Origin of the sequence: Ligilactobacillus murinus (assembly GCF_003288115.1) — a bacterium.
Lineage (GTDB): Bacteria > Bacillota > Bacilli > Lactobacillales > Lactobacillaceae > Ligilactobacillus > Ligilactobacillus murinus.
In genome coordinates this window covers 1,294,156-1,309,280 of record NZ_CP023565.1, presented here as the reverse complement: position 1 = coordinate 1,309,280, position 15,125 = coordinate 1,294,156, and the positions used below count along the sequence as shown (strand labels likewise).

The 15,125-nt window shown below is 39.9% G+C and carries 14 protein-coding genes; 8 read left to right on the top strand and 6 right to left on the bottom strand.

Features of this window, described 5'->3' with window-relative positions:
- Positions 1-39: 39 nt before the first annotated feature.
- The 8 genes from CPS94_RS06635 to guaB all read left to right on the top strand — a co-directional run bounded on the left by CPS94_RS06635 (position 40) and on the right by guaB (position 10,076).
- A complete protein-coding gene (locus CPS94_RS06635) occupies positions 40-522 on the top strand; it encodes a hypothetical protein (RefSeq protein WP_112194410.1) in 483 nt (160 codons plus the stop codon).
- 526 nt (positions 523-1,048) lie between these two features.
- Positions 1,049-2,089, top strand: coding sequence for a methionine ABC transporter ATP-binding protein (locus CPS94_RS06630; RefSeq protein ID WP_089135264.1), 1,041 nt, complete (start codon positions 1,049-1,051; stop codon positions 2,087-2,089).
- Positions 2,082-2,768: a methionine ABC transporter permease gene (locus tag CPS94_RS06625; RefSeq protein WP_089135263.1), complete on the top strand. Its 687-nt coding sequence runs from the start codon at positions 2,082-2,084 to the stop codon at positions 2,766-2,768. The genes CPS94_RS06630 and CPS94_RS06625 overlap by 8 nt, the downstream gene beginning before the upstream one ends.
- A 41-nt stretch (positions 2,769-2,809) precedes the next feature.
- A complete protein-coding gene (locus CPS94_RS06620) occupies positions 2,810-3,628 on the top strand; it encodes a MetQ/NlpA family ABC transporter substrate-binding protein (RefSeq protein ID WP_004051447.1) in 819 nt (272 codons plus the stop codon).
- Positions 3,629-3,791: 163 nt separating this feature from the next.
- Complete coding sequence (locus CPS94_RS06615) at positions 3,792-5,132, top strand: hemolysin family protein (protein ID WP_004051448.1); 1,341 nt, start codon at positions 3,792-3,794, stop codon at positions 5,130-5,132.
- A gap of 89 nt (positions 5,133-5,221) precedes the next feature.
- Positions 5,222-5,623 carry a (deoxy)nucleoside triphosphate pyrophosphohydrolase gene (locus CPS94_RS06610; RefSeq protein WP_004051449.1) on the top strand — a complete coding sequence of 134 codons (402 nt, stop codon included), beginning with the start codon at positions 5,222-5,224 and terminating at the stop codon, positions 5,621-5,623.
- Complete coding sequence (locus tag CPS94_RS06605) at positions 5,620-8,466, top strand: DUF3427 domain-containing protein (RefSeq protein ID WP_112286418.1); 2,847 nt, start codon at positions 5,620-5,622, stop codon at positions 8,464-8,466. Before CPS94_RS06610 ends, CPS94_RS06605 begins: the two co-directional genes overlap by 4 nt.
- 122 nt (positions 8,467-8,588) lie before the next feature.
- Positions 8,589-10,076, top strand: coding sequence for an IMP dehydrogenase (gene guaB / locus CPS94_RS06600; RefSeq protein ID WP_112194414.1), 1,488 nt, complete (start codon positions 8,589-8,591; stop codon positions 10,074-10,076).
- A 137-nt stretch (positions 10,077-10,213) separates the two neighbouring features.
- Here guaB and CPS94_RS06595 read toward each other — a convergent pair whose 3' ends face one another.
- The 6 genes from CPS94_RS06595 to CPS94_RS06565 form a co-directional block, all read right to left on the bottom strand.
- On the bottom strand, positions 10,214-10,888 hold the full coding sequence (locus CPS94_RS06595) for an ABC transporter ATP-binding protein (RefSeq protein ID WP_004051453.1): 675 nt from the start codon (positions 10,886-10,888) through the stop codon (positions 10,214-10,216).
- Between the two features lie 4 nt (positions 10,889-10,892).
- The gene (locus tag CPS94_RS06590; RefSeq protein WP_112286417.1) at positions 10,893-11,954 is read right to left on the bottom strand and encodes an ABC transporter permease; all 1,062 of its coding nucleotides are present in this window, start codon (positions 11,952-11,954) and stop codon (positions 10,893-10,895) included.
- Positions 11,955-11,970: 16 nt separating this feature from the next.
- Positions 11,971-12,468 (bottom strand): TetR/AcrR family transcriptional regulator, encoded by a 498-nt coding sequence (locus CPS94_RS06585; RefSeq protein WP_112194416.1) that lies wholly within the window; start codon positions 12,466-12,468, stop codon positions 11,971-11,973.
- A 116-nt stretch (positions 12,469-12,584) separates the two neighbouring features.
- Positions 12,585-13,424, bottom strand: a complete 840-nt coding sequence (locus CPS94_RS06580) for a YitT family protein (RefSeq protein WP_112194418.1) — start codon at positions 13,422-13,424, stop codon at positions 12,585-12,587.
- A gap of 300 nt (positions 13,425-13,724) precedes the next feature.
- Positions 13,725-14,600, bottom strand: coding sequence for an IS3 family transposase (locus CPS94_RS06570; RefSeq protein ID WP_331250498.1), 876 nt, complete (start codon positions 14,598-14,600; stop codon positions 13,725-13,727).
- Positions 14,585-15,112, bottom strand: coding sequence for a helix-turn-helix domain-containing protein (locus CPS94_RS06565; RefSeq protein ID WP_004047940.1), 528 nt, complete (start codon positions 15,110-15,112; stop codon positions 14,585-14,587). Before CPS94_RS06565 ends, CPS94_RS06570 begins: the two co-directional genes overlap by 16 nt.
- Between the last annotated feature and the right edge of the window lie 13 nt (positions 15,113-15,125).

Here is a 15,125-nt window from a genome sequence, read left to right as displayed (position 1 = left end):
TGTAGAATGTTCACTAAGATTTAATTGGGATGTGAAATAATGGAAATCAAGGTCAGTGATTTTATCACAGCAGTCACAGAAGAAAAATTTAATCGAGATACGATCTTAGCCACACTTGCACAAGTTGAAGATCTAGGAATTGCAGATAGTTTAGCTCCGATCATGGAAAAAATGATGGATGCGATCAAGCAAGATCAACTAAAACAAGCAGAGCTCTCGATCGAAGGTAGTGACGAACCGATCCAGATCCGGCTTGAGACTGGGATCATCAATTTACCATTTGAAAATATCAATCGGGTCGCTAATTTCTTTGATGAACTTGAAGACAGTGTACCAGTAAATGTCTATTTGGTAGTCGTATCACCTGATTTGAATGCTTCCGGGCTACATATCATGCAGATCTGTCCAGCCAGTGATTTTGTCCGTGGACAAGGGCAAGATGCAGTGCTAGTCGCTGTAGCTGAAAGCTTGAAAAAGATCCAAGAAAATGAAGCACAAAAAGAAAAAGTGACAGCTAAATAAATCAAAGTTCCAAACTTCGAGCGGAGTTTGGAACTTTTTGATATAAAAGTAATTTAATAATAAAGTATCAGTTAGGTTAGTTTTTTATAATTTTTTTTGGGTAAAAAAGTCAGTATTAGTAGTGGTTCTAGCGGATAGATAAATATTTATCAAAAAAATATTAAAAAATTTATTGACAAATTAAAGAAATAAAGATAATATCAAAGCAACAAAGATAACCAAATATTTAAAGACGTTGATGAGAAGAGTAGTCTGTTGGAGTAGATAGACAGAGACCCTCGGTTGCTGAAAAGGGGGATCGAAAGAGGAGATGAAGATGAGTTCGGAGTCTGATCGTTGGTGCAAGCTTGCGGTCCGTTTTAATGCGATATAATTTGAGACTACTGATTTAGAGTTAGTAGTTGATGAGTCTACTTTTGTGAAGAAGTGGAAAAATAAGGTGGTACCGCGAGTTTTCGTCCTTTTAGGGATGGAAGCTTTTTTTTTACCCTAATTTTAAAATTAACGATGAGAAAGTAGTGATCAAATGATTGAATTTAAGCAAGTTTCAAAGACTTTTGCGACCGCCAGTGGTCAAGTTGCTGCAGTCAAAAATGTTGATCTGACCATCAACGCGGGTGAAGTTTATGGGATCGTCGGTTTTTCTGGCGCTGGTAAAAGTACTTTAGTCCGCATGTTAAATGGCTTAGAGACACCGACTAGCGGTGAAGTGATCATCAATGGTAAGCGGATCGATAATTTAAAAGGCAAAGAGTTACGTGATCAAAGAAAGAAGATCGGTATTATTTTTCAACATTTTAACCTCTTGTGGTCACGGACTGTTTTAGAAAATATTGAATTTCCGCTAGAATTAGTAGGGGTCGCTAAAGAAGAACGGCGCAAGAAAGCTAAGCACTTAGCAGAATTAGTTGGTTTAGGTGAACGGATCAATGCCTATCCGTCCCAGCTTTCTGGGGGTCAAAAGCAGCGAGTCGGGATCGCCCGTGCTTTAGCGACTGATCCAGATATTTTGATCTCAGATGAAGCGACCAGCGCACTTGATCCCCAAACGACAGATGAAGTTTTAGATCTGTTAGATGAGATCAACGAAAAACTTAATTTGACGATCGTGATCATCACCCATGAAATGCATGTTATTCGCCGCTTAGCTGATAAAGTTGCAGTGATGGAAAATGGCCAAGTGATCGAAGAAGGTCCGGTATCAGAGGTCTTCACGCATCCAAAAGAAGAGTTGACTAAACGCTTTGTCAGTGCGGAAGTCGATACCAAACAAACAACTGATGTCAAACAAGTTGTTACCAACTTACTTGAGAAAAATCCACAAGGCAAGTTAGTTGAGCTCAAGTTCCATGGTCAACAAGTTGAACGTCCCGTGATCAATGAATTGAGTAAAAGTTTCCCTGAATTAGAGATCAGCATCTTAGAAGGCTCGATCCACCAATTAGCGGACAAGGGGACGATCGGATCATTGTTCGTTCAACTAGTGGGACCAGTTGAACAACTCAAAGAAGCATTGACTTTATTAGAAAAACTCCAAGTAGAAGCGAAGGTGATCGAACATGGATAGTCGAGGTTTAGCATCATATTTTGAATTTAAAAATGTGAACTGGCCCAATCTTTGGGCAGCCACTTGGGAAACAGTTTGGATGACCGTTGTTTCAGTGGCGATCGTAGCAGTTTTAGGATTACTATTAGGTTTGTTACTTTATGAAACATCAGATAGTAAGAGTTTTGCAGTTAGAGCTTTAAATTGGATCGTAGCATTGTTCGTCAATGTTTTCCGCTCGATCCCCTTTATCATCTTGATCGTCTTGTTACTACCAGTTACCCAAGTAATTGTTGGGGCGATCACAGGTGCTAAAGCTGCGATCCCATCGTTAGTCATTTCAGCAGCTCCATTTTATGCTCGGCTAGTTGAATTAGCCTTCCATGAAGTTGATGGGGGCGTGATCGAAGCGGCTGATGCGATGGGCGCAACCAAATGGCAGATCGTTTATAAAGTTTTGATCCCCGAAAGTTTACCAGCTTTAGTTTCTGGGATCACAGTTACAGCGATCTCATTGATCGGATATACGGCCATGGCTGGGGCGATCGGAGCTGGTGGTTTGGGACAGTTGGCCTATACTGATGGGTTCCAATCTTACAACAATGCGATCACTTTAGTTGCCACAGCAGTGATCGTGGTCATCGTCTTTGTATTCCAATATCTAGGCGACTTTTCAGTTCGCAAGATCGACAAGCGTTAGTTAGTAATTATAAAAAATAATCATTTATGGAGGAGATCACTATGAAAAAAAGTATCAAACGTTTATTAGGTGTTACAGTTGCAGCGACAGCCTTGCTTTTAGGAGCGGCTAATACAGCTAAAGCCGACACGACTTTGACTGTCGGGGCTTCAGCTGAACCACATGCTAAGATCTTAGAACATGTGAAGCCAGAATTGAAAAAACAAGGCGTTGATCTAAAAGTTAAAGTTTTTAATGACTATATCTTGCCAAACAAGGCTTTAGCTAATAAAGAATTGGATGCAAATTACTTCCAACACGTACCATTTTTAGATAACTGGAACAAGAAAAATAATGGCTCTTTGATCAATGTTGGTGGTGTTCACCTCGAACCGATTGGGGTCTATTCCAAGAAATATAAGAGTCTAAAGGACTTACCAAAGAACGCGACAGTTTATGTTTCAAGTAACGTTGCTGACTATGGGCGTGTATTAAAGATCTTTAAAGACGCTGGGTTGATCACCTTGAAGAAAGGAACCAACTTGACGAATGCAACTTTTGAAGATATCAAAACTAACAAGAAAAACATCAAATTCAAACACACATTTGAAGCTAAATTGATGCCTAAACTTTATGAATCAAACGAAGCTGATGCAACAGTCATCAATGCTAATTATGCAGTTCAAGCCGGGATCGATCCTACTAAAAAGGCGATCGCATTAGAAAAGAAGAATTCACCTTATGTAAATATCATTGCTGTTCGTAAGAGTGAAAAGAACAACAAAGCGATCAAGAAATTAGTCAAAGTCCTTCAATCCAAATCAACTCAAAAATGGATCGAAAAAGAATTTGATGGCGCTGTGATCCCCGCAATTAAATAATTGCTCTAAAGCACCTAGGCTTATGCGTCTAGGTGCTTTTTGCTCAAAAAAATGATATGATTGTCTATAGTAGAAACGAGACTGGACTTTGACGGTTACTGTGATAGAGCTATGAGTGCCAGAATCAATAAGATAACTATTTTTGAATGGAGATGGAGTTAATATGTCTAGTGGTCAGGCGATAACGAATCTGATCATCATCTTAATTGTTTTTTATTTTGCTGCTTTCTTTGTCGCGGCAGAGTTTGCGATCGTATCGGTACGTAAAAGTGCGATCGAAAGTGCGTTAGAAAACGAGGAAGGTAACCAACGAAAGCTAAAATTAGCCTTGAAGATGGTCACCAACATGAATGAGTATCTTTCAACGACTCAGGTAGGGATCTCGACGACAGGGATCATTTTAGGTTGGATCGGGGCTGATACTTTGACCAAGATCTTGACGGATGTTTTAGGCTTTATGCCGATCAACCATGCGACAACGGTGGCGATCAGTGCGGTCTTGGGGGTCGTGATCTTAACGTATCTTGAAGTGGTCGTAACGGAGATCGTACCTAAAAATATCAGTATCGATATGCCATTAAAAGTGATGATGTTTATTGTAACGCCATTGCATTACTTCCACGTGGCATTTTACCCATTTGTATGGTTGCTAAATGCCTCGGCATCTGGGATCGTGCGCTTAGTCGGTTTAAAACCAGCGGGTGAAGGCCAAGATGTCTTATCGCAAAGTGAGATCTTGAGTATTTCACGCAATGCAGTGACTGGTGGTGCGATCGATAAAGATGATTTTGTATATATGCAACGCGCTTTTGAGTTCAACGATAAGGTCGCTAAAGATATCATGGTCGACCGAACGAGTTTAGAGGTCGTTGATATCACAGATACAGTGCATGATGTGATCGAAAAGTATCTACACAAAAAGTATACGCGCTATCCGGTAGTGGCAAATAACGATAAAGATAAGATCTTGGGCTATGTTTATATCTATGATATGATCCGCCAAGCCCAAGTTGATGATACAGTTCGGGTAAGCAAATTGATGCGAACGATCATCACAGTCCCAGAGGTTACTCCGATTCAAAAATTACTTCAAAGTATGGTCCAAAAGCAAACGCCGATCGTGGTCGTGTTAGATGAATACGGTGGAACTAGTGGGATCGTAACTGATCGTGACATCTATGAAGAATTATTTGGCACTGTGCGTGATGAAGCTGATGATGTTATCCAAGAAGATATCGTGGATAATCATGATGGGACCTATCGTGTTTCAGGTAAAACGACCCTTTATGATTTCCAACGCTTCTTTGATTTTTATACCAACGATTTCCAAGAAGCTGAGAGTGTAACGATCGCAGGTTATCTTTTGGAAAATTATAAAGTTGAATTGGGGACAGTCATCACTTTGGGCGACTTCGATATCAAAGTTACTGATTTTAGCCGAAACTATATCGAATGGATGGAAGTCAGTCCACATCAAGACACTGAAGTAAAAACTGAGAGTTAAACAATTAGAAGAGATCAAGGGTGCAACTTGGTTTCTTCTTTTTTAAAACTTAAAAAGTTGTTCAAAATATAATTTAATGAGGTGATCCAATGATAAAAGTAGCAGCTGCTGTGATCGTTTCGGATGGTAAGATCTTAGCTGCCAAACGAAAAAATGAACGCCTTGGCGGAGGCTTTTGGGAATTTCCTGGTGGTAAACTCGAGCCAGGTGAAACACCTAAACAAGCTTGTCAAAGAGAGGTTGCCGAAGAGTTGGGCGATCAATGTGAAGTGCTGGAGCGAATCGAGGTCTCACGGCATTTTACGACGCCGTATGGTGAATTAGAGATCGATTTTTTTTGGACCAAACTAAAGACATATAATTTAAAATTAGTGGCAGCTAGTGAGTACCGGTGGTTGACACCCGAGCAACTAGCAAGTGTTACGTGGCTCAAGCCCTCTGAACCAGTTTTAGAGGTCATCAAACAAACAGATCTGAGGAAATTTGAATGAGTGAAGAATTTAAAAATGCGATCTTAGCTGGCTTATATGATAGCAAATATGCACCTAAGTTAGAGGGACCAGCGCCTAAATTATTGACTAATCAGCCAACCGAGACTTTATGGAGTCACTTACAACAAGAATTATTGACGTGTGATCATTTTGTCCTAGCACCAGCATTTTTGACCGTTGACATGCTAGTGCCATTAAAGGCCATTTTGGCACGCATAGCCAAAAAAGGTGTGACAGGAACGATCTTAACGGCTGATTATTTGAATTTCAATACGCCTGCCGTATTTACAGAGCTGTTAAAATTACCTAATGTTAAGACTAAGATCGTGACTAAAGAAGCCTTCCATATGAAAGGGTATTTCTTTTGGCATGGATCACAACAAACGGCTTACGTAGGAAGCGCTAATTTTACGCGAAATGCTTTGTTGAAAAACTGTGAATTGACGTTGCGGGTGACTAGCGAAGAACAAGCCAATCTTACCCAACAACTAGCGCTGATCTTGAAACATCTAGCTGAAGATGCACTTACTTTGACGACTGACTGGATCAAAGCTTATCAAGCACGCTACCGACCACCAGTGAGCACAGCTGCGCCTAAAAATAACAAACTGCTACCTAATCGAATGCAAAAAGAGGCATTACAGCAATTAGCTAACTTACGAGCCCAGGGAAATACTAAGGGGTTAGTGGTCTCAGCTACAGGGACAGGGAAAACTTATTTAGGGGCTTTTGATGTTAAAGCTTATGCTCCTAAGCGCTTTTTATACATCGTTCATCGTGAACAGATCTTAGAAAAGACTAAAGCTAGTTTTCAAAAAGTTATTGGTGGTCCGGCTAGTGATTTTGGGACGTACTCGGGTAAAAAGCATGAAACCAAGGCTAAATATTTATTTGCGACAGTCCAATCACTGGCTAAAGATGAGGCTTTGGAACAATTTTTGCCGACTGAGTTTGATTACATTTTGTTTGATGAAGCCCACCATTTAGGGGCGCCAATTTTTCAAAAAGTAATGGCTCATTTTTCACCGGCTTTTTGTTTAGGAATGACAGCAACGCCAGAACGAATGGACGATTTTAATGTGTATCGTAGCTTTGATTACAACCTAGCTTATGAGATCTCCTTAGACGAAGCTTTGACGACTGAATTATTATGTCCGTTTGATTATGTAGGTGTGATCGATTATGAGTTTGAAGGAGAAATGATCACGGAAAAAACACCGCTCAAACAGTTAACTGCTCCTGAGCGCGTTACCCATATTCTAAAGCAATTAGAATATTATGGTAGCACTAAAAGTCGAGGTGGCTTAGTTTTTTGTAGTCGCCAACAAGAAGCAAAGGCACTGGCGAAAGCTTTTACAGCTGCTGGGTATCCCAGTCAAGCTTTGACCAATGAAGATAGTGTTATCAAAAGAGAAGAAGCAGTTGCACGTTTAGAAAGCGGAGTCTTAAAATATTTGATCTCAGTCGATATCTTTAATGAAGGGATCGATATCCCGTGTGTTGATCAGATAATTTTGTTACGCGATACTCGTTCAAAGATCGTTTTTACTCAACAATTAGGCCGAGGATTAAGATTATTTCCCGGGAAAACGAGCACCTTGATCTTAGATTTTATCGGTAACTACCAAAATAACTATCTGATCCCCCAAGCTCTGACCAATGACCGTTCTTTGAATAAAGATCGTTTGGTCGCTGACTTAAAAGAGCAGGTCGTCTATGGCTTATCAACGATCAATTTTGATGAGATCGCCTATCAAAAGATCTTAGCTGTGATCGCCAGAACTAAACTTGATTCCCTCAAGCATCTAAAAGAAGCCTATCTTGAATTATCACAAAAATTAGGGCGCATACCGATGCGACGCGATTTTTATCGCAATAGTCAATTAGATCCGCGGATCTTTACCCAGGGAAATACCTTAGTCAGCTATGCTGATTTTTTAGATAAGCTAGGAGTAAGTCAAGAGCTATCCCGCTATGCTACGCAAGTTATTGCTTTTTTAGAAAAAGAATTGATGAATGGGATGCGTAAACATGAACTATTGCTGTTACAACAACTATTGTTGGCTGAAATAACGCAAGAAGACTATCGCAAGCTCTTAGCTAAAGCAGGGTGTTATGTGAATGATGAAGTCTTGGCTTCGGTAAATTCGATCTTGTCATTGCGCTTTTTTGAAGTCAAAGCAGGCAAGAAATTACGTTCCGAAACGTATGGGGCTAAACCTTTGATCACATTTGAGCAGGGAAAATATCGGCTAAATACCGCATTTAGTATGGCTTTATCCCAGCTAGCATTTAGACAACACGTTGAAGATATTATTGAAACGGGGCTGTTGTTGAGTAAAGAGTATCAACCTCAAAAACGCTTTACGCTATATCAAAAATATACGCGTAAAGACGTATGCCGCTTGTTAGATTGGCCTAAAGATATCAGTGCCCCGCTCTATGGATATCGTGTGGTCGATGATGTGTGTCCGATTTTTATCACTTACCAAAAGGAAAAAAAGAGTTATCAAAATACATTGACAGCTGACTGTGCGATCCGCTGGTATACGCGAAGTCCTCGATCATTAGCGTCAAAAGAAGTGACAGAACTTTTGGCAGGTGTTAAGACCGGGACACCGTATGTCAAATTGCCACTCTTTATCAAACCAAGTGATGCTTTTGGGGCTGAATTTTACTATGTTGGGGAAGCCAAGATCATCGCCGAAAGCGTGCATGAAGTTGAACTAGGTGCTAAAAATAAACCTAAAAAAGCAGTTGCAATGGATCTGCTCTTTGAACAGCCACTTTCATTTGAAATAATGGAAAAACTTCAGGGGTTTTCGGCAGATTCCGAAGATTAGAAAAAAATTTCGGTAAAATTAAAGATTTTTCCAAAAAATAAGGTGAGAAAAACTTGCAATTATAAAGATTTTTTTGTAAATTATAATACAATATAATAGTTTAAAACAAAGGAGAGTTTACGATGTCCAATTGGGATACTAAGTTTACAAAAAAAGGTTTAACGTTTGATGACGTGTTATTGATACCGGCGGAAAGTAATGTTTTGCCAAATGAGGTCGATTTGAGTGTTCAGCTCGCAAAAAATTTGAAATTAAATATCCCAATCATCAGTGCTGGTATGGATACAGTTACTGAATCTTCAATGGCGATCGCAATGGCACGCCAAGGTGGTTTAGGTGTTATCCATAAAAATATGACGATCGAGCAACAAGCCGATGAAGTCAACAAGGTAAAGCGTTCTGAAAGTGGCGTTATCATTGATCCATTCTTCTTGACTCCAAAGCACACTGTTGCTGAAGCTGAAAGATTGATGACTAAATATCGTATCAGCGGAGTGCCGATCGTTGAATCCATGGATAGTCGTAAATTCTGTGGGATCATCACAAATCGTGACATTCGTTTTGTGTCTGATCACAATATAGAGATCGGAGAAGTTATGACCAAGGATAACTTGATCACTGCACCAGAAGGCACATCTTTAGAAAAAGCTGAAGCGATCTTACAACAACACAAGATCGAAAAATTACCGATCGTCAATGAAGCTGGCGAATTAACAGGTTTGATCACGATCAAGGATATCGAAAAAGTGGTTGAATTCCCAGCTGCGGCTAAAGATGAACATGGGCGCTTGTTAGTTGCTGCTGCTGTGGGGGTAACAAGTGATACCTTTGAACGGGCAACTGCATTATTGAACGCAGGAGCTGATGCTTTAGTCATTGATACAGCTCATGGACATTCAGCCGGTGTTATCCGCAAGATAAAAGAGATCAGAGAGCATTTTCCAGATGCAACTTTGATCGCCGGAAACGTAGCCACAGCTGAAGCTACACGTGCTTTGTTTGATGTGGGCGTTGATGTGGTCAAAGTTGGTATCGGACCAGGTTCTATCTGTACGACTCGTATCGTGGCTGGGGTCGGTGTTCCACAATTAACAGCGATCTATGATGCTGCTAGTGTAGCTCGTGAATATGGTAAAGCGATCATCGCTGATGGTGGGATCAAGTATTCAGGTGAGATCGTCAAAGCGATCGCAGCTGGCGGGAATGCTGTTATGTTAGGTTCAATGTTAGCTGGTACTGATGAAGCACCAGGTGAAACGATCATCTACGAAGGACGTCGTTTCAAGACATATCGTGGTATGGGGAGTTTAGGTGCAATGGATTCAACCCACGGTTCATCTGATCGTTACTTCCAAAGTGGGGTCAATGAAGCTAACAAGTTAGTTCCAGAAGGTATCGAAGGTCGTGTTGCTTACAAAGGTAGCGTAGCAGACATCATCTACCAAATGGATGGTGGTCTACGCGCGGGTATGGGTTATGTAGGTGCAGCTAACTTGAAAGATCTAAATGACAATGCTCAATTTGTTCAGATCACAGGTGCTGGGTTACGTGAATCACATCCACATGATGTACAGATCACAAAAGAAGCGCCAAACTATTCAACTCGTTAATGCAAGAAATAAGCTAATGCGGAACTCACTAGGATGCGTATTTTGCATCGCAGTGAGTTCCGCATTTTTACGTGGCATTTAATTGTCGTAGCTATTATTTTAAAGCCTAAAAAAACGCCGTTATTGGCGTTTTTTAGTTATTTTTTTTGGACTAATTGTCCGTCTGTTAGCTCGTAGATCTTGTCAGCTTGTTCGATCAAGCGAAGATCATGCGTCACAGTAATGACAGCTTTATTTTGTTGCTTGGCTAAGACTTGTAAGATCGTCCCAACTTTTTTGACGCGCTGACTATCTAACGCTGCTGTTGGCTCATCGGCTAAAATGATCTCAGGATCAGTATATAAAGCACGTGCGATCGCGGCGCGTTGACTTTGACCACCGGAAAGTTCATTGGGATATTTATCTTTAAGTTCAGCGATCTCAAGGTGAGCTAATAGCCGTTCAAGATCAGCTGAACTTAGATTGCCTGTCTTTTTGACCCGATCGACCAGTTCAAATTGTTCTTTGAGCGTTAAGTAAGGGACGAGATTATGAGCTTGTAAAACAAACCCGATCTGCTCCAAGCGAAGTTGTTCTCTTTCTTTGTTGCTATAAGTGGCGATCTCTTTACCATTGATCAAAACAGAGCCACTGCTAGGACTTAAAATATTGCCGGCAATTGTTAAAAAGGTACTTTTGCCAGAACCAGAAGGCCCCAAGATCAAGACAAATTCACCTTTATCAGCTGAAAAATTGATATCTTTAAGGGCATGGACTTTAGCTGAACCACTACCAAAATATTTATTAACATTTTTAAATTCGATAACTGACATAAAATCAACCTCCGATCGCTTGGGCTGGATTGATCCGCAAGATCGCTCTGACTGGGATCAAGGAACCTAAAACTGATGTTAGCACGAGTCCAACAGAAACTAGACTCAAAAATTTCAGATCAAAAGTCATCGGAACATTTGCTGGGATCACCAAAGCAGTAGCTAAAGTCAGTAAAGCGCCAATGATCAAACCGGTGATGACTAAGATAAAAGATTGCCCGATCGTATTTTGGATCAAGACTTTGTTAGCGATCCCTTGGACACGTAAGACTGCATAGTTAGGTAGTTTTTGGATCGTGATGATATATAAGAAAACAGCGATCACGATCAAAGAGATGATCATCAAAAAAGCGATCATAAAAGTAAAAGTACTATTTTGGGCACTATAGCCAGGTAATTTATCGATCAAAGCTTTTTGTGTGGTCACTTGCAGTTTTGGATCAGTGACTTTAAAATCAGGATCTTTGGATAAAACACCACTAGCAGCAAAGTTAGGACCAACATTTTTTAGTTCAGCCCAAGCAGTGAGTGAACCATAAACAACGGGTAAGACATTTAATTTAGCATTTTTTATAAAGCCGGTGATCGTGTAAGGTGTTGTTTGAGAGTTGAAATATACTTTATCGCCGAGTTTATAGCCATCATTTTTGAAGCTATCATCGACGACGACTTCTTGTTTAGTTTGGGGAAGTTGCCCCGAGCTTAGTTTTAATTGTTGGTAGACGAATTGGGATCTTTCAAGCCCAACAAATGTAGCCGAGAGCTTTTGGCGCCCTTTTTCTTTGACAATGATCGGTGCTTGTCCGATCAAGGCTTCATTTTTAGTTAATTTAAGTTCGTTTATCTGATCTGTAGTGAGTAGTGATTGCCGCAAATTGACATCGGCATCACGATTCAAGGCGATCCGCTTAAAATCCCAACTTTCGATCGCATAAGTATTTTCGCGAGCCAGTCCAAGCGCAAGACTGGTCAGGATAAAGACGAGATAGCTGATCAAAACGACCATTGCAATGATCAATGAATAACGGACTTTTTCATGTTTGATCTCTTTTAAAGCTAGATACATGGTAAAACTTCCTTTCCTAATTGTCGCTTAGCTCAAGTTGGGTAATACTTTGTTCTAAGCGCGTAAGATAAAGCTCTTTATTTTTAGGATCATTTAGGGCTTCTTTTAAAGTCTGATGGCTCAAAGTTGCCAATACCCAACGCGTAGTAGAAAGGTTAGGGTCGGCAAAAGCTAAAGGTAATTCATTTACGGTCAAATGTAACTTGAGAAGATCGTAATAGGGACTTTTTAGTGAAGCGGTGATAAAATCGCGCGTTGCTTTGAGTATTTCTTGCGGTGAACTTGACTTAAGATCTGCATGGATATCAACTAGTGCTAAGTGATAAATATAGTCATAAGCTTCGTTTAAGTCAGTAAAATATTTGTAAAATGCTCCGCGCGCGATCTGAGCATCTTTGACGATCCGCGCGACTTGGGCGTCCTTTAAGGGATAGGTAGAAAATTCCGTCAAAAGGGCAGCAGTGATGCGCTCTTTTTTTAGGGGGGCAAGATTTTTAAATGTCTGTGAAACCATAGCGCTCGCTCCTTAAAAGTATAAAAGTAATTTACATTCTAAGCATAGCAATAAAGTGACACGGTGTCAACATTAGGTAAAAGAAAAAAGCTATGTTACAACATAACTTTTAAAAACTAGATCCCAAATGTCCCACCATGAACTTTAACAACGTTTGAAGCGATGATAAAAGCATCGGGATCAATATCATGGATCGCAGCTAGTAATGGACCGTAGCTTTGATTGTCGATAACTGCCATCAATAATTCTTTTTCATTTGCTGAATAGCCACCGCGAACATCGAAGATCGTCATCGCATGGTCTTCAGATTCGAGCATTTTTTTGATCTCAGGAAGTTTAGTTTGACTCATTACCTGGATCTGATATTTATGGTCAAGACCAGCCTCGGTATAGCGCATGACGATCGAAGTGATGACTAATGAAAATGAAGCCATGAAAAAGGCATTTAAACCGGAAACAAAGATATTAAAAAAAGTGACCAACATATCGAGCGCTAAAAGCGAAAAAGCAGGATCAATATGGAAGTACTTTTTAAAGATCAGCGGTGGAACAGTTGTCCCGCCACTAGAGGCGTTGATCCGATAAAGTGCAGCTACCCCGATCGCAAAGACTGCTCCGCCAACGATCACGGCTAATAGATCATCTTCAATTATCTTTTGACTAGGTGTGATATACATTAGCAGTGGTAAAAGAAAACTACCGTAGACGATATTTTTAACAGTCTTTTTATCTAGCAATAACCAAGCAGCGAGGATCATCAGTAAATTAATGAGCAAAACTGTCAACGAGCGGTTGATCCCAAAAGCGGCATCTAACAAGATCGCCAGTCCTGTTGCCCCACCAGCTGCAATATTGATCGGGGCATAAAAGAAGTTGACCGAAATAGCGATCAGTTCTAGCGCGATGACTAAAACGAGCCAATAGAACCAAGGTGTTTGGACTAATCTTTTTTTCACGAATATTTCCCCCGCATTTATTTAGATAATATAAGTTTAACGTATTCAAGAAAAAAGAGCTATATTTTTTAAAATATAAATTTTTGTTGCTTTATCTCGAGTAACAAGTCACCCGGTGAAAAGGTAAATGTCTCTCCATTGACTTGGACTATCTGGGGAGTAGTGGTGGTCAATTTAAGCTTTGTGGTTGTATAAAAGCTAAGTGAGCGTGCTCGAAGATGATAAGCTCCTGGTAAAAGCATCAATAAAAAAACGCTTAAAAAGTCCAATGAAGTGAACCCATAAAGTTGGACACTCTATTTAGACTATATTTCTTAAGGCAAGATGTCGGTATTCTACCGGTGTCTTGCCTTTTAGTTTGACCTTTATCCGTTCGTTATTGTAATAGCTGATCCAGCTGATCATTGCTTTGACCAACTCTTCTTGTGTTGTATATTCTTTATTGTGATATAGCTCTACTTTCATTGTGTGGAAAAAACTTTCCATGGGTGCATTATCTAAGCACGTTGCCCTACGAGACATGCTTTGAAAGATCCTATTTTCTTTTAGCTTCTTTCGCCATTGGACACTCTGATATTGGACACCTTGATCGCTATGGAGAGTCATACGATAGTTTAATTTAGGTCTAAGTTTTATCAATGCATCCAACGGTTTTACCACGAAGTCTGTTGTTGGATGCTTACTGATACTATAGCTTACTATTTCATCTGTACATAGATCTTTGATAGGTGAAAGATAGACACGTTCTTCTTGTGTCTTATTTCCATACCTAAATTCACTTACGTCGGTCACCATTTTTTGAAATGGTAAATGTGTATCAAAACGTCGATGTAATAAGTTCTTAGCTTTCTTACCTTGTGGTCCAAGGGCAGAATTATATTTTCGCCTTTGTTTATTATACATATGCGCTGATAGATCATTTTCTCGCATGATGCGACTAACACGCTTATGATTTACTTTTATGCCTTGAGATCGTAATTTCAGTGTTACTGTACGATAACCAAAACACGGGTGCTTTGATTTGACCTCCTTTATAAGCTTTAATAGCTCCTCATCTTTATTTTTTCGCCTGTTTATTCGTTGGGCTTGATAGTAAAATGTACTACGTTTAAGACTAGTGTAAGGTAGTATTTCATCCAATGTATATTTAAATTTTTGCCTTAGTTCTTGGATGATTTGATATTTTTCTTGCGATGTCCGCGCTTCTGAACCAAGGCATCGAGTTTTTTTAAGTATTCATTTTCAACCCGTAAAGCACGATTCTCAGCTCGTAAACGTTCTAATTCAGATAATTCTGATTTTTCTGCTTGTTTATTATTGTTGGTCGTCATGTGTTTAGCCCGTCCTCTTCTAGTAAATAAGGCATCAACACCTTTAGTATCCAATTTACGTTGCCAAGTCGCGATCGTCCCAGGATTACTTATATCAAACTGAAGTGCCGTTTCCGGATAGGAAGCCTTATGCCTTTTTCTCCAGTTTAAAACGTTGAGCTTAAAATTTCCATCGTAATCGTATTTAGGGTAGCGAACTTTTAACCCATCAATACCATATTTTTGATATCGTTTGACCCACATAAGGATATTTGAGTGATTCTTCACTTTATAAACTTTAGCTACTGTGTTACTTCCATATCCTCTTAGATACATATTTACAGCCCGCAACTTATCCTCAAAAGAAAATTTAGTCATAGTAAAACCCCCT